At 62.4% G+C, this 19,100-nt stretch carries 18 protein-coding genes and 1 tRNA gene; 12 read left to right on the forward strand and 7 right to left on the reverse strand.

Features of this window, described 5'->3' with window-relative positions:
• Window positions 1-41: 41 nt before the first annotated feature.
• Window positions 42-1,457, forward strand: a complete 1,416-nt coding sequence (locus tag HTT03_RS11560) for an FAD-binding oxidoreductase (protein ID WP_174859932.1) — start codon at window positions 42-44, stop codon at window positions 1,455-1,457.
• Here HTT03_RS11560 and HTT03_RS11565 read toward each other — a convergent pair.
• Window positions 1,454-1,984: an adenine phosphoribosyltransferase gene (locus HTT03_RS11565; RefSeq protein ID WP_174859933.1), complete on the reverse strand. Its 531-nt coding sequence runs from the start codon at window positions 1,982-1,984 to the stop codon at window positions 1,454-1,456. The two genes, HTT03_RS11560 and HTT03_RS11565, sit on opposite strands and share 4 nt — an antisense overlap.
• A gap of 164 nt (window positions 1,985-2,148) precedes the next feature.
• On the reverse strand, window positions 2,149-3,021 hold the full coding sequence (locus HTT03_RS11570; protein ID WP_174859934.1) for an S-methyl-5'-thioadenosine phosphorylase: 873 nt from the start codon (window positions 3,019-3,021) through the stop codon (window positions 2,149-2,151).
• Window positions 3,022-3,288: 267 nt separating this feature from the next.
• On the opposite strand from HTT03_RS11570, the gene HTT03_RS11575 reads away from it, so the two are divergent.
• Window positions 3,289-4,920: a SulP family inorganic anion transporter gene (locus HTT03_RS11575; RefSeq protein ID WP_174859935.1), complete on the forward strand. Its 1,632-nt coding sequence runs from the start codon at window positions 3,289-3,291 to the stop codon at window positions 4,918-4,920.
• Between the two features lie 257 nt (window positions 4,921-5,177).
• On the opposite strand, the gene HTT03_RS11580 is transcribed toward HTT03_RS11575, so the two are convergent.
• Window positions 5,178-5,783, reverse strand: coding sequence for a flavin reductase family protein (locus HTT03_RS11580; protein ID WP_174859936.1), 606 nt, complete (start codon window positions 5,781-5,783; stop codon window positions 5,178-5,180).
• Window positions 5,784-5,888: 105 nt separating this feature from the next.
• Between HTT03_RS11580 and HTT03_RS11585 the strand changes: the two genes are divergently transcribed.
• Both HTT03_RS11585 and HTT03_RS11590 read left to right on the forward strand, forming a co-directional pair.
• Window positions 5,889-6,368: a GNAT family N-acetyltransferase gene (locus HTT03_RS11585; protein WP_174860336.1), complete on the forward strand. Its 480-nt coding sequence runs from the start codon at window positions 5,889-5,891 to the stop codon at window positions 6,366-6,368.
• A 50-nt stretch (window positions 6,369-6,418) separates the two neighbouring features.
• Entirely contained in the window at window positions 6,419-7,186 is a 768-nt protein-coding gene (locus HTT03_RS11590; protein WP_174859937.1) for an EcsC family protein, read from the forward strand.
• A gap of 58 nt (window positions 7,187-7,244) precedes the next feature.
• Here the strand turns inward: HTT03_RS11590 and modC are convergent, their stop codons facing one another.
• From modC to modA, 3 genes are read right to left on the reverse strand one after another with little or no spacing between them, the layout of a single operon-like run.
• Window positions 7,245-8,330 carry a molybdenum ABC transporter ATP-binding protein gene (modC, locus tag HTT03_RS11595; RefSeq protein ID WP_425506316.1) on the reverse strand — a complete coding sequence of 362 codons (1,086 nt, stop codon included), beginning with the start codon at window positions 8,328-8,330 and terminating at the stop codon, window positions 7,245-7,247.
• Window positions 8,330-9,022: a molybdate ABC transporter permease subunit gene (gene modB, locus HTT03_RS11600; protein ID WP_174859938.1), complete on the reverse strand. Its 693-nt coding sequence runs from the start codon at window positions 9,020-9,022 to the stop codon at window positions 8,330-8,332. Before modB ends, modC begins: the two co-directional genes overlap by 1 nt.
• Complete coding sequence (modA, locus tag HTT03_RS11605) at window positions 9,012-9,749, reverse strand: molybdate ABC transporter substrate-binding protein (protein WP_174859939.1); 738 nt, start codon at window positions 9,747-9,749, stop codon at window positions 9,012-9,014. Before modA ends, modB begins: the two co-directional genes overlap by 11 nt.
• 94 nt (window positions 9,750-9,843) lie before the next feature.
• On the opposite strand from modA, the gene HTT03_RS11610 reads away from it, so the two are divergent.
• The 5 genes from HTT03_RS11610 to ptsP all read left to right on the forward strand — a co-directional run bounded on the left by HTT03_RS11610 (window position 9,844) and on the right by ptsP (window position 15,204).
• Window positions 9,844-10,305, forward strand: a complete 462-nt coding sequence (locus HTT03_RS11610; protein ID WP_174859940.1) for an NUDIX hydrolase — start codon at window positions 9,844-9,846, stop codon at window positions 10,303-10,305.
• Window positions 10,306-10,377: 72 nt separating this feature from the next.
• Window positions 10,378-10,842 carry a DUF1178 family protein gene (locus HTT03_RS11615; RefSeq protein ID WP_174859941.1) on the forward strand — a complete coding sequence of 155 codons (465 nt, stop codon included), beginning with the start codon at window positions 10,378-10,380 and terminating at the stop codon, window positions 10,840-10,842.
• Window positions 10,843-10,853: 11 nt separating this feature from the next.
• Window positions 10,854-11,498, forward strand: coding sequence for an SDR family NAD(P)-dependent oxidoreductase (locus HTT03_RS11620; RefSeq protein WP_174859942.1), 645 nt, complete (start codon window positions 10,854-10,856; stop codon window positions 11,496-11,498).
• An 82-nt stretch (window positions 11,499-11,580) separates the two neighbouring features.
• Complete coding sequence (locus HTT03_RS11625; RefSeq protein ID WP_174859943.1) at window positions 11,581-12,819, forward strand: aspartate kinase; 1,239 nt, start codon at window positions 11,581-11,583, stop codon at window positions 12,817-12,819.
• A 141-nt stretch (window positions 12,820-12,960) separates the two neighbouring features.
• Entirely contained in the window at window positions 12,961-15,204 is a 2,244-nt protein-coding gene (ptsP, locus tag HTT03_RS11630) for a phosphoenolpyruvate--protein phosphotransferase (protein WP_174859944.1), read from the forward strand.
• A gap of 176 nt (window positions 15,205-15,380) precedes the next feature.
• On the opposite strand, the gene HTT03_RS11635 is transcribed toward ptsP, so the two are convergent.
• Window positions 15,381-15,454, reverse strand: a tRNA-Cys gene (locus HTT03_RS11635).
• A 143-nt stretch (window positions 15,455-15,597) separates the two neighbouring features.
• Between HTT03_RS11635 and HTT03_RS11640 the strand changes: the two genes are divergently transcribed.
• The 3 genes from HTT03_RS11640 to HTT03_RS11650 all read left to right on the forward strand — a co-directional run bounded on the left by HTT03_RS11640 (window position 15,598) and on the right by HTT03_RS11650 (window position 19,037).
• The gene (locus HTT03_RS11640; protein WP_174859945.1) at window positions 15,598-16,251 is read left to right on the forward strand and encodes a protein-L-isoaspartate O-methyltransferase family protein; all 654 of its coding nucleotides are present in this window, start codon (window positions 15,598-15,600) and stop codon (window positions 16,249-16,251) included.
• Between the two features lie 125 nt (window positions 16,252-16,376).
• Window positions 16,377-17,801, forward strand: a complete 1,425-nt coding sequence (locus tag HTT03_RS11645; protein ID WP_174859946.1) for a TolC family outer membrane protein — start codon at window positions 16,377-16,379, stop codon at window positions 17,799-17,801.
• 72 nt (window positions 17,802-17,873) lie between these two features.
• Complete coding sequence (locus HTT03_RS11650; protein ID WP_174859947.1) at window positions 17,874-19,037, forward strand: hypothetical protein; 1,164 nt, start codon at window positions 17,874-17,876, stop codon at window positions 19,035-19,037.
• Window positions 19,038-19,100: the final 63 nt, after the last annotated feature.

Consider the following 19,100-nt stretch of genomic DNA (forward strand, 5'->3'; position numbering starts at 1 on the left):
TTGCCCTTGCATCCTCCCGTCTCGCGCAGGATCAAAGCGGTATGACATTGAACCCTGCTGACACCGCCTTCGCTGAGACTTTGCGCGCTCAACTACCGAATGACGTGCTGCGCCGCCCCGAACCGCGCTACCTCGAAGAACCCCGCGGTCGCTATGCCGGGCTGGGCGGTCTGCTGGCCCTGCCGCGCGACACCGACCAAGTCGCCATCCTGATCCGCGCCGCCAATGCTGCCCGCGTGCCGGTCGTCCCCTACGGCGGCGGAACCGGCCTCGTCGGTGGTCAGATCAGCAGCGAAGGCCCCGCGCCCCTGATCCTCTCCCTCGAACGCATGGGCCGCATCCGCGCCGTGCTGCCCGAAGAGAACGTCTTGGTCGCCGAAGCCGGCGTCATCCTCGCCGATGTCCAAGCCGCGGCCGAAGACGCAAACCGCCTCTTCCCGCTGTCGCTCGCCGCTGAAGGCACCGCCCGCATCGGCGGCACGCTCTCCACCAACGCGGGCGGCACCGGCGTCCTGCGCTACGGCAATGCCCGCGACCTCTGCCTAGGGCTCGAAACCGTCCTGCCAGACGGTCAAATCTGGCACGGCCTGACCCGCTTGCGCAAAAACAACACCGGCTACGACCTGCGCCATCTGCTGATCGGCGCCGAAGGCACGCTCGGCATCATCACAGCCGCCGCCCTCAAGCTCTACGCCCGACCGGCCCGCAGCGGCACGGCGCTTCTGGTGGTCGACAGCCCCACCGCTGCGCTGTCGCTCCTGTCCCTTGCCCGCGACCACATGGGCGAAATGATCAGCGCTTTCGAATTGATGCACTGCCAAGGTTACGATTTTCTTAACGAGGTTCTGCCAAACACCCGCCAACCCTTCGCTACCCCACCCGAATGGTCGGTCCTGATCGAGATCGGCACACCAGGCGAGATCGACACCGACGCTGCCCTCGAAACCCTCTTCGCCGCGGCGCTCGACGCGGGCCTCGTCTCAGACGGCCTCATCGCTCAAAACGCCCAGCAAGCTCATGACTTCTGGTCCATCCGTGAGACCATCCCCGAAGCCAACCGCCTGATCGGATCGGTCTCCAGCCACGACATCTCAGTGCCCTTGGGCGCAATCCCCGATTTCATCACCCGCGCCACCAAAGCGCTCAACGCGCTAGGCGACTTCCGCATCAACTGCTTCGGCCACGTCGGCGACGGCAACCTGCATTACAACGTCTTCCCCGCAAAAGGAAAAACCCGCGCCGACTACGAAGACCTACGCGACGCCGTCAAACGCCTCGTCCACGATCTTGTGCATGAAGTCGGCGGGTCCTTCAGCGCCGAACATGGCGTGGGCCGCGTCAAGGTCGATGACCTCGAACGCTACGGTGACCCCGCCAAACTCGCGGCTATGCGCGCCATCAAAGCCGCGCTCGACCCCAAGGGCATTATGAACCCCGGCGCCGTTCTGCGCAGCTAAAGCCCTTCAAACGCACAAAGCGCATGGACCTCTTTTCCAAGCGCTTCCAACCGCTTGCGCCCGCCAAGTTCCGGCAGGTCAATAATGAAAGCGCAAGACACGATCTGGCCCCCCAAGCGCTCAATTAGCTTGATCCCGGCTTCCGCCGTGCCGCCCGTGGCCAGCAAGTCATCGACCACCAGAACCTTTTCGCCGGGCTTGATCGCATCGTCGTGCAACTCAACGATGGCCTCGCCATATTCCAGCTTATAATCTTGGCTGATCACGGTCCCCGGCAGTTTGCCCTTCTTGCGGATCGGCACAAAGCCGACACTTAACTGATGCGCAATCGCCCCGCCTAGAATAAAGCCACGCGCCTCCAGCCCCACGACCTTATCAATCGCAATCCCAGCATAGGGGTGCAGCATCTGGTCGATCGCCATGCGAAACCCGCGCGGATCGGCAAAAAGTGTCGTCACGTCACGAAACATGATCCCCTCATGGGGGAAATCGACAATCGTGCGAATATAGTCTTGAACCTGTTTCATGCAGCCCTTTCGCGTATCTTAACCCGACCCGTCATAGCGCAGCGCGCCCCTCGGGCGAACCCCCCAATTGCGCGCCAAACATCCCAGAAAGAAGCGCCACCGCCCCTCCCTTCATCCTTTCTTAAATACCGTCCGCACTCTGCCACACCAACACCGGCCCCCGGTCAAAGCACCCGTCCTGCCACAGCATCCAGCTTCGCCACCAGCGCGGGGTCCCGCGCCCCCGGCTGGGTCAGGACCGCAAACTCCAATGCCCGGTCGCAGCCATGAGGGCAGGGCGCCCGGTCGCTGCCCAGCAACGCGGGCAGGCGAGAGACCATGGCCCGCCCTTTATCGGCATTGCCCCTCAACGTTGCGATGATCTGCGTCACATCCACCTCACCGTGGTCCGGATGCCAGCTGTCATAGTCGGTGATCATCGCGACAGAGGCATAGCAAAGCTCCGCCTCGCGGGCCAATTTCGCCTCAGGCATATTGGTCATGCCGATCACATCCGCGCCCCAGCTTTCGCGGTACATCTTGGATTCCGCCAGCGTAGAAAACTGCGGCCCCTCCATCGCCAGATATGTGCCGCCGCGATGCACGTTGATACCTGCCGCGCGTGCGGCGGTTTCGCAAGCTTCGCTCAGACGCGGGCAGGTCGGATGGGCCACGCTCACATGCGCCACGCAGCCGGGGCCGAAAAAGCTCTTCTCCCGCGCCACGGTCCGGTCGATGAACTGGTCCACCACCACAAAATCCCCCGGTGCCATCTCCTCGCGGAAGGACCCACAGGCCGAGACGCTGATCACATCGGTGCAGCCCAAGCGTTTTAACGCGTCGATATTGGCGCGGTAGGGCACCGAGGTCGGCGTATGCACATGACCGCGCCCGTGGCGGGGTAAAAACACCATCGCAACCCCGTCAAGCGTCCCGGTCAGCACCTGATCCGACGGTGCGCCCCAAGGGGTTTCTACCGTGACCCAATCGGCATCTTGTAGCCCGTCGATGTCATAAATGCCGGAGCCGCCGATCACAGCGATTTTCGTGTCAGTCATGGAAGTGCCTATGTCTTGGTTGCAATGCGCATAACGCCAAGAACCTCATAGAAAACCAGAGGGTTCAAGTGTTTTCACCCCCTTCACAAACACGACTTTGTCAGCCTTGCCATCCGGCAACGGCCTGCTGCGCACGATTGCCTATTGACCGTCCTGAGGGCAAAACACTTTCCCTCGCGGCAAAACTCCTCTAGGTGCAGCCAAAAGCGCCCCGCATCTGCGGTCCCGGCGCCCATATCCGTTTTCCGAAAGTCAAAGGACGCCCCTATGCGCGCCACGCTGCACAATTTTGCCAAGAACCTCGATGTCACCGATCTGCGCTGGATGCCTGACGATGGCTTTTCCATCGGACGGCTGCGCATCGAACTGCTGTCTGGGCTGACGGTGGCGCTGGCCTTGGTGCCAGAAGCAGTGGCTTTTGCCTTTGTCGCCGGGGTGCATCCGCTGGTGGGGCTTTATGCCGCTTTCCTCGTAGGGCTTATCACCGCGTTGATCGGCGGGCGGCCCGGTATGATCTCCGGTGCCACAGGCGCTTTGGCCGTGGTTATGGTGGCTTTGGTGGCGCAGCACGGGGTGGAGTATCTCTTTGCCACTGTAGTGCTTATGGGCCTTTTGCAGATTTTCGCAGGCGTCATGCAATGGGGCAAGTTCATCCGGCTGGTACCGCATCCGGTGATGCTGGGCTTTGTGAACGGTCTCGCCATCGTGATCTTTCTGGCCCAGATGAGCCAGTTCAAAGTCCCCGGCACCATGGTCGATACCGGCCACGGCATGGGGGGTGGTGAATGGCTCTCGGGCCAGCCGCTTTATATGATGCTGGCGCTGGTCGCCGCGACCATGGCGATCATCTGGATCACCCCGCGCGTCACCCGGCTGATCCCCGCGCCCTTGGCGGGCATCGGGATCATCGCTGCGCTGGTGATCGGCTTTGGCCTCGACGTGCCGCGCGTCGGCGATCTTGCCTCGATCCAGGGCGGTCTGCCAGAGTTCCACATTCCGATGGTGCCGCTTACTTGGGAAACTTTTGAGATCATCCTGCCCTATGCGGTGATCCTCGCAGCCATCGGCCTGATCGAATCCCTGCTGACGCTGAACCTTGTTGGCGATCTGACGGGCAAGCGCGGCGGGGCCAGCCAAGAGTGTATTGCTCAGGGGGTTGCCAATACCGTCACTGGCTTTTTCGGTGGCATGGGTGGCTGTGCGATGATTGGTCAGTCGATGATCAACGTAAAATCCGGCGGCCGGACGCGGGTCGCGGGCATCGCGGCGGCGGTGTTTTTGCTGCTCTTCATCCTTGTCGGCTCCTCGGTGATTGAACTGATCCCGCTGGCCGCGCTGGTTGGGGTGATGTTCATGGTGGTGATCGGCACCTTCGCGTGGAACTCGCTCACCATTCTGCGCAAAGTGCCTTTGATGGACGCTTTCGTGATCCTGCTGGTAACCGTGGTGACGGTGATGGAAGACCTCGCCGTGGCGGTTGTCGTCGGCGTGATCGTATCGGCTTTGGCCTATGCGTGGAACAATGCCCGCCGCATCCATGCCTCCACTCGCGATTCCGCGACAGAGCAGGGGGCCAAGGTCTATGAAATTCACGGCCCGCTGTTCTTTGGCTCCTCCGATGGGTTTGCCGAATTGTTCGACGTAGAAAATGACCCCGACGTGGTGATCGTCGATTTCGCTGACAGCCGCGTTGTGGATCAATCTGCCTTGCAGGCGATTGAAGCCATGGCCGCAAAATACGAAGCGGCGGGCAAACGCTTACAACTGCGCCACCTCAGCCGTGACTGTCACCGTCTGCTGACCAAAGCGGGGCATCTCATGGTCGATAGCGATGATGACCCTGACTATGAATTGGCGGTGGATTACGACGTGCGCACCGGGGTTCTGGGCGGTCATTAAAAGAAAACCCGGCGCTTCATCGAAGCGCCGGGTTTTTCTTTCTCCCAACCCGGACTCAAGCCGCGGCCGCCGGGCCATTGCCTGCCCGTCTGTCACGCCAATGGCGTGCCAGTCCATGATGGGCGCACCTTCGGTGCGACCGGGGAGGCGGTTTGGCGAGGCTGGGTGAGACTTCGCAGATCGCACATCATAGCTGAACCATAAAGTGGCAGCTTGCTAGATCGCATCGCCACCCCACGGGCAGGCGATGGCCCTCATCAATCATCCGGCCGTTTCAGCTCAAACAACTCGCGCACCGCCGAATAATCACGGTAGCCCAAGCGCGACAGCGGTTGGAAGGTGGTCACATCAAACCGCCCATCCACCAGACAATCATCGCGCAGATGCACGCCGATGACCTCGCCAAAGACCACGAAATTCGCCTCGCCGGGCAGTTGCACGATCTGCGTCACCCTACATTCCAAATTGGCCGGCGCATTGGCCACGCGCGCACAGGCGATCTGTTCGCACTTTGCTTTGGTAATCCCGGCCCGCTCGAACTCATCGGTGCCATGCGGCAATCCGGCAGAGGTCACATTCATCACGTCCCGCGCTGCATATTCGACAACATTGACGCAAAACTCCCCGGTTTCGCGGATATTGGAGACCGAGTCCTTTGTGCCGTCCACATCATCCTTGGCGCTGGTCGAAGCGAACATCACCTGTGGCGGCACATAGGCGACGGCATTAAAAAAGGAATAGGGCGCGAGATTGTCGCGGCCCTGCGCGTCGCGGCTCGAAATCCAGCCGATCGGACGGGGGCTGACGATGGCGTTGAACGGGTTATGCGGCAGACCGTGGCCGTCTTCGGGGCGGTAGAACATGAGCACTCCTTGATGGTTTGCACCCATGGCTAGCCTCATGCTACGTCCAGCGCCACCCGCAATTGCTCCCGAAAGCCCCCGGCCTTGCACCAATCCCCCTATCAAATGACCCCGGAGGTGCCTACCGATCACTGGGAGGTCGAGGCGCTCTATGACACTTGTTTCGCGCCGGGGCGCGAGGCGCTGTCCTCCTACCGTTTGCGCGACGGCGTGCCGCCGGTGGCGGGGCTCAGCCATGTGGCGCGTGACAGCGGCGGTATTCTCGCTGGCGCAATCCGCTATTGGCCCGTCCGCATTGGCACGGCAGAGGCGCTGCTGCTCGGCCCCGTCGCCGTCCACCCGACCCGGCAGGGCGAAGGGCTGGGTGCGGCCCTGATCGAGACTTCACTGGCCCAAGCTGCCCCCTTGGGCTGGCAGCGCGTGATGCTGGTGGGCGATGCCCCCTATTACAGCCGCTTTGGCTTCACCCTGTTGCCAAAGGTCGAGATGCCACCGCCCACAAACCCCGCCCGCGTGCTGGGCCGGGCCATCGCGCCTGACGCATGGCGGGGCATCACTGGCAAGGTTCGCCGCTGGCAAGATTGATTTTCCCTGCACCCCGACCCACATTGACCACAAGTAGATGAGGGACACCCATGCAGATCGAAAGCAACCTGCCCAGCACCATCGACGTGGACGCACGGCTTGATGAAATCGCGCGCCGCTATAAGCAAGCGGGCGGTGTGGGGATCCATGTGCTCAACCTGATCGGCGGCAGCGCCGATGGGCTGATTGACCGTTTGCCGAGCGCCGTGCGCCGCAACCTCGAAGGCGCTACGATGAAGGCGTTGAACCATGCCATGCAGGCCGCCCATTCCAGCCGCAGCTATGTGAAAGACCAGCAAGGCTGGCTGAACCAAGCTGTCTCCACCGCGATGGGTGCTGCCGGTGGGGCGGGGGGCTTGCCCACCGCGCTGGCCGAACTCCCGGTCACCACAACGCTGTTGCTGCGCGTGATCCAAGGCGTCGCGGCGGAGCATGGTTTTGACCCCGCAGCGGAGAACGTTCAGTTCGACTGTGTGCATGTTTTCACCGCCGCTGGCCCTCTGGCCGAAGACGACCCTGCCGATCTGGGTTTTCTCACGGTGCGCATGGCCCTTACCGGTCGCGCGATGAACGCGGTCATCGCCCGCATCGCGCCGCGTCTGGCAGTGGTGATGGGGCAAAAGCTCGCAGCGCAAGCGGTGCCGGTGCTGGGCGCTGTTGCCGGGGCGGCCACGAACTACGCCTATACCAGCTACTATCAGGACATGGCCCATGTGCATTTTGGGATGCGCAAACTGGCCATCGACGCGGATATTCCTCAAGAGGAACTGGTCGAACGTCTGCGCGCCAAGATGGGCAAGGCGCCTGCCAAACTTTGACACTCTAATTTCATGGGCAAGAATGTTTCGGGGGTGCGGTGAGGCTGACCCCCCCCGCCTAGCGCCCGATGCTGCCCGGCGCGACAGTCGTGGCTTTCAAAATCGCATGGCAGTCCATCCCCGGACGCAGCCCCAAGTCCAGCACCGCCCGCGCCGTCACACGCGCCAGCAAACGGTCGCTGCCCGCTGTCAAAGCGATTGCCGCCCCCGGCCCATCTCCGGGATGCACGGCCTCAACCCGCACCGGCAGGATATTGACCGAAGACAACCCCTCTGGCCGGTCGCGCGACAAGATCACATCTTGGGCCAAGACCCGCAGTCGCACCCGCGCCCCCACCGGGGCCTGCACGCCGGGCAGTTCCAACTGGCCTGCGCTGATGGCAAGGGTCGACAGCCCATCGTCTGCATGAGCGATGACATCCGCCTCCAACACCGCGCCCGCCTCGCGCACCCCTAAAAGGGGTACAGCAGCAGGGTCGGCCATAACATCAAACAACGCGCCCTGCGCCCGCAGCCGCCCGTCTTGCAAAAGCACCAGACGATCAGCCAGCCGCGCGACCTCGTCCACCGCATGGCTGACATAGAGGATCGGCAGGCATAGATCACCGTCGCGCAGCCGTTCCAGATAGGGCAGGATTTCCTGTTTGCGCGGCCCATCGAGACTGGCCAAAGGCTCGTCCATCAGCAACATGCGCGGATGGCTGAGCAGCGCCCGCCCAAGCGCCACCCGCTGCTTTTCCCCGCCCGACAGCGTTGCAGGCGCCCGGTTAAGCAGCCCGTCCAGCCCCAGCAAAGCCACCACATCGTCAAACCCGGCCCCAGAACTGCGCCGCGGCGCAAAGCGTGCGCCAAACATCAGGTTTTGCTCTACGGTGAGATGCGGGAACAGCCGCGCGTCCTGAAAGACATAGCCCAGCCGTCGGCGGTGCGGCGGCACCCAGATGCCGTTTGCTGAGTCAAACAACACCCGGCCATCCAGCACGACACGCCCCGCCTCGGGACGCAGTAGCCCGGCCACGGCGTCAATCACCGTTGTCTTGCCCGCGCCGGAGCGCCCGAAGAGGGCGGTGATCCCGGCCCCGGCGTCGAATGCGAGGTCGAGATCAAACCCCGTAAATCCATGATGCAGCGCAACTTCGAGCATCAGCGCGCCCCTGAAATGCGTTTGGCCACCCGCCGTGCCAGCGCCTCAGACACCAGCACCGCGACCAGCGCCACCACCCCGGCCAAGGCCGCCATCACCAGCGCCCGATTCTCGCCCCCCGGCACCTGCAAGGCGGTCCAAATCGCACTGGGCAGAGTCTGGGTCTGGCCGGGGATATTGGCGACAAAGGTGATCGTTGCGCCGAACTCTCCCATTGCCTTGGCAAAGCCCATGACCGCGCCTGCTAGAATACCCGGCATGATCAGCGGCAGGGTCACACGCGCAAAGACGCTGACCTGCGGTGCGCCCAAGGTGGCGGCGGCGGCCTCAATGCGCGGATCGACGGCCTCGATCGCCAGCCGCATGGCGCGCACCATCAGCGGAAAGCCCATGATAATCGCCGCCAGCACCGCGCCCGTCCAGTGAAAGGCCAGCCCGATGCCGAAGCTCTCCAACAGCCGCCCCAGCGGCGCATTGCGGCCAAAGGCCAAGAGCAGCAGATAACCCGTCACCACCGGCGGCAGCACCAGCGGCAGATGCACCAGCGCGCTCAGCAGACCTTTGCCGCGAAACTCTTTGCGCGCAAGTATCCACGCCACCCAAAGCGCCAGCGGCAGCGACAGCAGCATCGCCACGCTCGCCACCCGCAGCGACAGCAGCAGCGCGTCCCAAGCGGCGGCGTCAAGAGCCATGGTCAGCCTTCAGAAACCCATGATCCGCGAGGATCGCCTGCGCTTGGTCGGTCAACAAAAACGCAACCAGTGCCGCCCCTTCGGGGGTGAGGGCTGCTGCGGGGTAGGTGATAGGGTCGTGCGCCTGAGCGGGTATTTCATAGACCACCTCAACCAGCGGCTCGGCCTGTGCATCGCTGGCATAGACCACACCCAAAGGCGCATCGCCCCGCGCCACCAGTGCCAGTGCGGCGCGGACGTTGTCAGTCTCGGCCAGCCGTTCTTGCAGACCGTCCCAAAGACCCGCCTGCTGCATCCATTGCATCGCATAGGCCCCCGCAGGCACCGCTTCGCGCTGGCCCATGGCAAGCCGTCCATTGCCCCCCAGCCGCCTGCCGATCTCGGCCTCTGATAGCGGCGCGGCACCCGCAGGGGCGATCAGCACCAGTCGGTTGCGGGCGACGACCTGTGATGTCGCGTGCAGCCGCCCTTGCGTCTCCAGCCATGTCATCCAATCGCTGCTGGCCAAGAGCACCACATCCGCAGGCGCCCCCGCCGCGACCTGACGCGCCATCGTGCCGGACCCGCCATAGGCCAAGGACAACGGCGCGGGGAAGGCGGCGGCGATCTCCTCCAACGCGCCGCGCAGGCTGGCGGCGGCAAAGACGGTGACCGCCCGATCCGCCGCAGCAGGCCGGGGCGCGGCAATGGAGCAAATAAGAATAAAAAGGGCGACAATCCGGCTCATGCCCGCACTATCTTTGATGCGTCCGGGCGGAGCAAGCGCATATGGTCAAGGCATCCGCCTCGCGCTAGGCTCAGGGTGATTTGACAGGACGATCATGACGAAACAAACGCCGATCACGCGAAACACGGCCCGTCAGGCCGGTCAACGTTTACAACTTGCAGCCCTGTGCTGGCGGCGCAAAGAGGGCAAGGTGCAGGTGTTGCTCGTCACCTCGCGCGGGCGCAAACGCTGGATCGTGCCAAAAGGCTGGCCGATGACGGGCAAAGCGCCACAGGATTGCGCCTTAGTGGAAGCTTGGGAGGAAGCGGGCGTGCAGGGCAAGGCAAGCGCCGAGCCTGTGGGGAGCTACAGCTATACCAAAGCCGGGCCAAAGGGACCGATTGCCTGTCTGGCGATGCTCTACCCGGTGAAGGTCAAGACACTTGCCAAAGACTACCCGGAAGCGGCGCAACGAGAACGGCAATGGTGTTCGCGCGAAAAGGCGGCGCGCCTGGTCGACAACCCTGATCTGGCAGCGCTGATCCGCGATTTTGATCCCGATGCTGCGAAGGGATAGCCCGTTCCCCATCCGCTTGACCTCATCCTTGCCACAGCCCATTTAAAGGTCAGAGTTTCAAGGACTGTGCAGATGATCCGTTATGCATTGAAATGCGAAGCCGGGCATGGTTTCGACAGTTGGTTCCAGTCCGCAGCGGCCTATGACAGCCTTGCCCGCGCGGGGCATCTGGCCTGCGCGATCTGCGGCTCTTCTGAGGTAAGCAAATCGCTCATGGCCCCGCGTGTGACCTCTGGTGACGCGCCGGAGCGGCCTGCGGTTCCCGCGAAAACGGATCAGCCTGCTGACACCGCCCCCATGCTGTCCAAACCCCAAAGCGACGTGGAAAAGGCGCTCGCCGATTTGCGTCGCAAGGTTGAGGCAAATTCAGACTACGTTGGCAAAAACTTCGTCAAAGAGGCCCGCGACATGCATGAGGGCCGCAGCCCGGAACGGTCGATCTACGGCGAAGCGCGGCTCGATCAGGCGCGTGCATTGATCGAAGAGGGCGTGCCGCTGATGCCGCTGCCGTTCAAACCTAAACGCGAACTTTCCTAAAGGACAGCCCCATGACCACCGTCATCACCGGCGCAAGCCGTGGCATCGGAGCGGCGCTGGCCGCCCAATACAGCGCCGCCGGGGAAGAGGTGATCGGCACTTCACGCAGCGCGGGGACAGATGCCACGCTCGACGTCACTGACCCGCAAAGCCACTCTAACTTTGCCGCGACACTCAAGGGCCGTCCGCTTGATCTGCTGATCTGCAATGCGGGCGTTTACCTCGACAGAGGTGATGATCTGCAAACCGGCTTTGGCGCGGACCTCTGGGCGCAGAGCTTTGCTACCAATGTCACCGGCGTTTTCCTCACGGTGCAAAGCCTGCTCGACAACCTCCGCGCGGCACAGGCTCCGAAAATCGCGATCATCGCCTCGCAGATGGGCTCATCCACAAATGCCCCCGGCGGCAGTTACATTTACCGCGCATCCAAAGCCGCCGCGATCAATTTGGGTCGCAATCTGGCAGTTGACCTGAAGTCCGACGGCATCGCGGTCGGCATTTATCACCCCGGTTGGGTGCGCACGGACATGGGCGGCGCATCGGGCGACATCACGGCAGAAGACTCCGCCCGAGGGTTGGTGAACCGTATCGCCGCGCTCGATCTCGCCCATAGCGGCGCGTTCGAGACATGGGACGGGCGTGCGCACCCCTTCTGAACCCTTGTCGCCAGTGTGAAATAGGCTTGCCTCTGCCGGTCCCTCGGCTTAGACCGCGCTGGACTGTTGCGCGGGGGACAAAATGCCTGTTCTGGTTATGAAATTCGGTGGAACTTCGGTTGCCACTTTGGACCGTATCCGCCGCGCGGCAAAGCGCGTGGGTGTTGAGGTCGCCAAGGGCTATGACGTGATCGTCATCGTCTCGGCCATGTCCGGTGAGACGAATAAGCTCGTCGGTTTCGTTAATGAGACCTCCCCGCTGTATGACGCCCGCGAATATGACGCCATCGTGTCGAGCGGCGAGAATGTCACCGCCGGGCTGATGGCGCTGACCTTGCAAGAAATGGATGTGCCCGCGCGGTCTTGGCAGGGCTGGCAAGTGCCGGTGCGCACCACCGATGCCCATTCCGCCGCCCGGATTGAGGAAATTCCCACCGACAACATCAACGCCAAATTCGGCGAAGGCATGAAGGTCGCCGTGGTCGCGGGTTTCCAAGGCCTCAGCCCGCAAGGCCGGATCACCACGCTGGGTCGAGGCGGGTCGGACACGACTGCCGTGGCCTTTGCCGCCGCCTTTGGGGCGGAGCGTTGCGACATCTACACGGACGTCGACGGCGTCTATACCACCGACCCAAGGGTCGAGGCCAAAGCACGCAAACTCGACAAGATCGCCTTCGAGGAAATGCTCGAACTGGCCTCGCTTGGGGCGAAAGTCTTGCAAACCCGCTCGGTCGAACTGGCGATGCGGTATAAGGTCAAGCTGCGGGTGCTCAGCAGTTTCGAGGAACAATCGGACGAAGCCGGAACGCTCGTCTGCGATGAGGAGGAAATCATGGAAAGCAATGTGGTGGCCGGGGTCGCGTTTTCCCGTGATGAAGCGAAACTTACCCTGATGTCCGTGGCCGACCGGCCCGGCATTGCGGCGACGATCTTTACCGCGCTCAGCGATGCGGGTGTGAATGTCGATATGATCGTGCAAAACATCTCTGAAGAAGGCCGCACTGACATGACGTGGTCTTGCCCCGTCGATCAGGTGGTCCGTGCCGAAAAGGCGATGCAAAAGGCGCATGAAGACGGGGTGATCAACTACCAAGAACTCGTCGCTGACAAGGGCGTGGCCAAAGTGTCGGTCGTGGGCATCGGGATGCGCAGCCATACCGGCGTGGCCGCCAAGATGTTCAAAGTGCTCTCGGATGAGGGCATCAATATCAAGGTTATCACCACCTCTGAGATCAAGATCAGCGTCTTGATTGACCGCAAGTATATGGAACTGGCCGTGCAGGCGCTGCATGATGCTTTTGAGCTCGACAAAGCCGCTTGAGTTATACGGCGGAATGATCTGGGTTTGAGGGCGGGATGCTGCGGTAAAGCACGACCCGCCCCGGCCGGTTTTCCGCAAATTGCATTTCTATCTTTGCGTGAGTGCGCTAAACCCTGAACCAGAGGGACAGGGACATATCTAATGGCCGACCGTGTTGAAACAGAAAGCCGAAAGCTGCTGGGGCGTCTGCGCGATGCCATGGCCGGCGACGTGGCAGGGCAGGCACGGCTGGACAAGATCACCCATCTCATTGCCAATTCAATGGGCTGCGAGGTCTGCTCGATCTATCTGTTCCGCGATGAAGACACGCTGGAGCTTTGCGCCACTGAAGGTCTGAACGCCGCTGCGGTCCATGAAACCCGCATGAAACTGGGCGAAGGTCTGGTGGGTCGCGTGGCCAAACGGCGCAACGTTATCAACACGCCCAATGCGCCACAGGCCGCAGGGTTCCGCTTTATGCCCGAGACGGGGGAAGAGATTTACTCTTCCTTCCTCGGTGTGCCGGTGCAACGTTTAGGTGAAACGTTGGGCGTGCTGGTCGTGCAATCCAAGGCGGCGCGGGAATTTTCCGCCGATGAGGTCTATGCGCTCGAAGTCGTCGCCATGGTGCTGGCCGAAATGGCCGAATTGGGCGCTTTCGTGGGTGAAGGCGCCGCGATGTCGGCGCGGCACAGCCAGCCGGTCCTGTTTCGTGGCACCGTGGCCCAAGAGGGCGTGGCCGAGGGGCATGTCTGGCTGCACGAGCCGCGCGTTGTTGTCTCAAACCCCATTGCTGACGATCCTGAGCGTGAGACCGAGCGTCTGACCGAAGCGGTTGAACAATTGCGCGTCAGCGTTGACCAATTATTAAGCCTCACCGCCGACAAAGAACAGCAACAGGTGCTCGAAGCCTATCGCATGTTTGCCAATTCCAAAGGCTGGATGCGGCGCATGGTGGAGGATATTCAAAGCGGCCTCAGCGCCGAAGCCGCGGTAGAGAAAGAACAATCCATGGCCCGCGCCCGTTTGGGGCAGGTCAGCGATGCCTATCTGCGCGAGCGGCTGTCGGATCTTGATGATCTGTCCAACCGTCTGCTGCGCAATCTGACCGGGCAGGGCAGCGACACGGGCGCAGAGATGCCGGTGGACCCGATCCTTGTGGCGCGCAACATCGGCCCGGCGGAACTATTGGACTATGGCCGCTCCTTGCGCGGCATCGTGTTGGAGGGCGGCTCGGTCGGCTCTCATGCGGCAATCGTGGCGCGGGCGCTGGCGATTCCGCTGATCGTTCACGCCAACCGGATCACCAATGACGCGCTTAATGGCGACCACATCATGATTGACGGCGAGCAAGGTGTTGTGCACCTGCGCCCCGATGAAAACGTCGCGACCGCCTTTCGCGACAAGATCGCCATGCAGGCCGCCGCACAAGAACGCTACGCCTCGATCCGCGACAAACCTGCCGAGACGAAATGCGGCCGGGTGATAAGCCTCCAGATGAATGCGGGTCTCATGGCGGACCTGCCTTCGCTCGAAGGGTCGGGCGCCGAGGGTGTGGGGCTGTTCCGGACTGAGCTGCAGTTCCTCGTCCGCAACCAGATGCCCCGCCGTACAGAACTGGCCGCCCTCTATGCCCGCGTCTTGGACGCCGCCCACGGCAAACGCGTGGTCTTTCGCACGCTCGACATCGGGTCAGACAAGGTGCTGCCCTATATGAAGCCCAATGACGAGCCGAACCCCGCACTTGGCTGGCGGGCGATCCGAGTGGGCTTGGACAAACCGGGCGTAATGCGAATGCAGCTTCAAGCGCTGATCCGCGCGGCAGCCGGGCGGCCCCTGGCGGTGATGTTCCCCTTTGTCGCGCAGTTCGAAGAATTCCGCGCCGCCCGCGACGAGATGGATAAGGCGATGGAGCGTGAGCGTATCCTCGGTCACCGCCTGCCCGAAAAGGTTGAGGTCGGCGCCATGTTGGAAACGCCAAGCCTCGCCTTCGCGCCAAAGAAATTTTTTGAAGAGGTTGAGTTCCTCTCCATCGGGGGCAATGACCTCAAGCAATTCTTCTTTGCCGCCGACCGCGAAAACGAACGTGTGCGCAAACGCTATGACACGCTGAATGTGTCGTTCCTGACCTTCCTCGAAGGTATTGTGGAACGTTGTGCGGAGACCGGCACGGCCCTGTCCTTTTGCGGCGAAGATGCCGGGCGCCCGGTGGAAGCCTTGTGTTTCGCGGCGATTGGGCTGAACACCCTATCGATGCGCCCCGCGTCGATCGGTCCGGTCAAAAGCCTCCTGCGGCGCTGCAATCTGGACGACGTGCGGCAGGTGATCCACGACGCCCGCGAACGTGGTGAAATGTCAGTGCGCTACGCGGTGATGGATTACGTGCGTCAACAGCACCAGACCTAAGGCCGCGTGGTTGGCTGGCGATTGAGAATCGCATCAAGGGGTTTGACCCACGCCGGACTGGGCCGCGTTCCAGGTCCATTGGCGACGGAGAGTCAAAACACCATTGCCGACCGTTTCGACAGGCAGGCTCGCGCCACACGCCAGCGCGTTCGTCGGTTCGAACCTGTCCGAAAAAGTGGAGGCGAGTACCGGAATCGAACCGGTGTACACGGATTTGCAATCCGCTGCGTAACCACTCCGCCAACTCGCCGTCCTGTGGTTGGCGCAGTGCTACCGGATCGCGCTGTGGGCCGCAAGACCCATATGCGCGTGAAAATGATCGCGCACCGTTGCCGCTGGTCCGGCGATGTGGCACATCAGGTCGCAGATGCCCAGAACACATGAGTTTCGCTGATGAGTGATTTCGCCGCCCGCCGCACCACCATGGTTGATACGCAGGTCCGCCCGTCGGATGTGACCAAATTTCCGATCATTGACGCCATGCTGACCGTGCCGCGCGAGGATTTCGTGCCCGCCGCCCAGCGTGAGGCTGCTTATCTGGGGGAAAACCTCGATTTGGGGCAGGGGCGTGTCGTGCTTGACCCGCGCACGCTGGCCAAGATGCTGGATCATCTGGCGATAGAAAACAACGAGCTGGTGCTCGATGTGGGCTGCGCCATGGGCTATTCCAGCGCCGTGATCGCGCATATGGCCGAAGCCGTGGTCGCTGTCGAAGAGGACGAGGCCATGGCCACTGAAGCGCAAGAAGCTTTGGCGCAGGTAGGGGCGGACAACGTGGTGGTTCATGTCGGCCCATTGGCCGAGGGCGCGCCGCAACACGGCCCCTATGACGTGGTGATCGTGCAGGGCGCGGTGGCGCAATTGCCCGACGCGCTTGTCGAGCAGATCAAAGACGGTGGCCGCATTGCCTGTCTCTTTATGGAAGAGGGGCTGGGAGAGGTGCGTATCGGGTATAAACAAGGTGCGCAGTTGTCTTGGCGGTCCGAGTTCAATGCCGGCGCACCGGTGTTGCGCGGGTTCGAGCGTCAGGTGGCATTCCAGCTCTGACGCCCGTGAGCGCCGATGATCGGAACGATACGGCGTCATTTTTTGGGCGAGAAAAACGCTCCTTTCGCTGGGCCCACAGGCCCGGCTGCAAGACAGGCAAATGTATATCTAAAGGTGGCCGAGCCATGCGCGTAACCAGTTTCAAGACATCTTTTAAACGTATTGCTTTGGCTCTGCCCCTTGGTCTCGCGCTGGCGCTGCCCCGCCCGGCGGTCGCGGAAACATTGGCCGATGCGCTGGTGGGAGCCTATGAACACTCCGGCCTGCTTGATCAAAACCGCGCGTTGCTGCGTGCCGCTGATGAGGACGTCGCCGCCGCCAAAGCCGCGCTTAGGCCGGTTCTGCGATGGGCCGGCGGCCTGACGCAGAGTTTTGGAACCAGCCGCAGCTCCGGCTTGCAGCCTGCACAAACAGTCGATGACCTTTCAGCCTCGATCAGCTTGATCGGTGAGATGCTGCTCTATGATTTCGGCTCTAGCGAGTATCGGATCGAGGCGGCGAAAGAGGCTGTTTTAGCGACCCGTCAGACCCTGCTCAATCTCGAACAGCAGGTTCTGCTGCGCGCTGTTACAGCGTATATGGGGGTGATTGAGGCTTCTGAAACCGTGGCGCTGCGCAACAATAACCTGCGTCTGTTGACCCAAGAACTCCGCGCCGCGCGGGACCGGTTTGAGGTGGGCGAAGTGACCCGCACCGATGTGGCCCTTGCTGAGGCGCAGCTTGCCAATGCCCGCAGCGGCTTGGCCGGTGCCGAAGGTATCTTGCTGCGCGCGGTAGAGGAATATCGCAATGCTGTGGGTCACAAGCCCGGCAAGCTCAGCACCCCACCGAGCCCGCCAAATGTGGGCGGCAATTTGACCGCGGCCAAAGGGCTCGCGGTGCGTCAGCATCCATCAATCATCGCCGCTCAGCATCAGGTGGCCGGGGCCGATCTGCTGGTGCTCGCCAGCGAGGCCGCGATGTCGCCACGGGTGACGCTCCGCGGCCAATATGGGCTGAACGAGACATTCAACGCCGATCGCTATACACGCAGCGGCAGCGTTGGGGTCGATGTGGGGCAGACGATCTATCAAGGTGGCGCGCTGTCCTCGGCTGTGCGCCGCGCTATGGCGCAGCGCGATGCGCAACGCTCCAATCTTCATGTGGTCCGGATGGGCGTAGAGCAGCAAGTGGGCAACGCCTATGCCGCGCTTTCCGCGGCCCGGGCGCAGTTGGAAGCCTCTGACCGCCAGATCCGCGCGGCCCGTATCGCCTTTAGCGGCGTGCGCGAAGAAGCCACCCTTGGTGCGCGGACGACGCTGGACGTGCTCGACGCCGAACAGGCGCTGCTAAACGCGGAAGTGACCCGCGTGGCCGCTCGCGCAGACCTCTATGTCGCGGCCTATTCGGTGCTGGCCGCAACCGGCCAACTGACCGCCCGCGATCTGCGTCTGCCGGTACAAATCTATGACGCCAGCGCTTACTACAATCTTGTGAAAGACGGGCCAGCGGTACATTCCAAACAGGGCAAAGCCCTGGATCGTGTGTTGCGCGCCTTGCAAAAAGACTGACAATTCTCAGCGCCCCATTGTGAGAATCCTCCCTCGCGGTTAAGCTGGCGTCGAGGAAAGAGTGGTGAATATATGTCCGAACCCGTTTCAAACGCGGAAGTCGAAGATGTCTTGTCTTCAATTCGCCGTCTGGTGTCCGAAGACAAACGCCCCAAACAAACGTCCCAGCCCGCGTCTGAGCAGGACGCGGCCCCTCATGCGGCTGCGCAACCGCCGGTGCCAGATGCTGAAGATGACCTGACAGTGGCCTCAGGCGATTTTACCCCGCATGTCCCTAAGGCACCGCCGTTGCGGGCAGACACAGTCGAAGTAGAGAAGGAAGAGGCAACATCACGGCCACCGTCCTTCCTGCGCCGGGGTGCGGATGAGCAGCCCAAAGCGCCGAAAGAGCGGCCTTTCTTTACCTCTCGCAAAGTGATGAACCCGCCGCGACAAGAGCCTGAGGAGATGCCGCCAGCGGCGACTGATCGGCTCGTTTTGACCCCGGCCTTGCGCGTGGCAACCTCTGACGGCAAAGACCTTCCGCAGACCCCCGCCCCGCAGGGCGAGGATGTCGCTGCCAGCCCGAGCATTTCGCCGTTTGACTATGACATGCTGCATGACGATCCTGCCGATCTGCATGCGGACGATTACGACAGCGCCGCGCCCGCCGAAGCACCCCTGTCTGAGTCTGTCGAAGAGACTGCGTCCACTGATGCGATGGATATGGGCGGCGACGCGGGCTTTGACCCGGCGCAATTCACCCCGGTCGCGTCCGACATGCCGCAGGCCAAGCTGAGCGACAAAATCGCCGCGCTTGAAACCGCGATTGGCCAGATTTCCGAAGAGTGGGAGCCTGATAGCCCCGGAGACAACGACTATTCCGGCACCGAACCTCCGGCCATGGCTTGGGAAGACGACGATGAGGCCGAGGCCGAAGCGCCCGCTGCTACTTGCGCATCGGTAAGTTCTGAAACACCCCCGCAGCGCAGCCCGGCCCCCGAGATCGAAGAACAGGTGCGCCGCTTTGCGGACAGTGGCCCGCGCGCGCCCGAACCTGCGCCTGAAACAGCTGATGCTGCTGCCGGGATCGGGATCGAAGATCAGATCCTTGACGAAGAGGCGTTGCGTGATCTGGTGACCGAGATCGTACGGGCCGAATTGCAAGGCGCTTTGGGTGAGCGCATCACGCGCAATGTGCGCAAGCTGGTGCGCCGCGAGATTCACCGCGCCCTGACAGCGCAAGACCTCGAATAGCCCGTCTTTCTCTGGGCTGTCCCTTTTGACGCTGCGCCATCTTTGGGCTGCGGACCTTGTTGC

The organism is Sulfitobacter maritimus (genome assembly GCF_013346665.1).
In the GTDB taxonomy this organism is placed as follows: domain Bacteria; phylum Pseudomonadota; class Alphaproteobacteria; order Rhodobacterales; family Rhodobacteraceae; genus Sulfitobacter; species Sulfitobacter maritimus.

Coding starts and splice junctions, on each gene's coding strand:
- modB (WP_174859938.1), bottom strand. CDS start 9,022: ATGGCTCTTGACGCCGCCGCTTGGGACGCGCTGCTGCTGTCGCTGCGG.
- ptsP (WP_174859944.1), top strand. CDS start 12,961: ATGGCCGACCGTGTTGAAACAGAAAGCCGAAAGCTGCTGGGGCGTCTG.
- modA (WP_174859939.1), bottom strand. CDS start 9,749: ATGAGCCGGATTGTCGCCCTTTTTATTCTTATTTGCTCCATTGCCGCG.
- HTT03_RS11565 (WP_174859933.1), bottom strand. CDS start 1,984: ATGAAACAGGTTCAAGACTATATTCGCACGATTGTCGATTTCCCCCAT.
- modC (WP_425506316.1), bottom strand. CDS start 8,330: ATGCTCGAAGTTGCGCTGCATCATGGATTTACGGGGTTTGATCTCGAC.
- HTT03_RS11610 (WP_174859940.1), top strand. CDS start 9,844: ATGACGAAACAAACGCCGATCACGCGAAACACGGCCCGTCAGGCCGGT.
- HTT03_RS11580 (WP_174859936.1), bottom strand. CDS start 5,783: ATGTTCTACCGCCCCGAAGACGGCCACGGTCTGCCGCATAACCCGTTC.
- HTT03_RS11650 (WP_174859947.1), top strand. CDS start 17,874: ATGTCCGAACCCGTTTCAAACGCGGAAGTCGAAGATGTCTTGTCTTCA.
- HTT03_RS11645 (WP_174859946.1), top strand. CDS start 16,377: ATGCGCGTAACCAGTTTCAAGACATCTTTTAAACGTATTGCTTTGGCT.
- HTT03_RS11570 (WP_174859934.1), bottom strand. CDS start 3,021: ATGACTGACACGAAAATCGCTGTGATCGGCGGCTCCGGCATTTATGAC.
- HTT03_RS11640 (WP_174859945.1), top strand. CDS start 15,598: ATGAGTGATTTCGCCGCCCGCCGCACCACCATGGTTGATACGCAGGTC.
- HTT03_RS11625 (WP_174859943.1), top strand. CDS start 11,581: ATGCCTGTTCTGGTTATGAAATTCGGTGGAACTTCGGTTGCCACTTTG.
- HTT03_RS11585 (WP_174860336.1), top strand. CDS start 5,889: ATGACCCCGGAGGTGCCTACCGATCACTGGGAGGTCGAGGCGCTCTAT.
- HTT03_RS11560 (WP_174859932.1), top strand. CDS start 42: ATGACATTGAACCCTGCTGACACCGCCTTCGCTGAGACTTTGCGCGCT.
- HTT03_RS11575 (WP_174859935.1), top strand. CDS start 3,289: ATGCGCGCCACGCTGCACAATTTTGCCAAGAACCTCGATGTCACCGAT.
- HTT03_RS11590 (WP_174859937.1), top strand. CDS start 6,419: ATGCAGATCGAAAGCAACCTGCCCAGCACCATCGACGTGGACGCACGG.
- HTT03_RS11620 (WP_174859942.1), top strand. CDS start 10,854: ATGACCACCGTCATCACCGGCGCAAGCCGTGGCATCGGAGCGGCGCTG.
- HTT03_RS11615 (WP_174859941.1), top strand. CDS start 10,378: ATGATCCGTTATGCATTGAAATGCGAAGCCGGGCATGGTTTCGACAGT.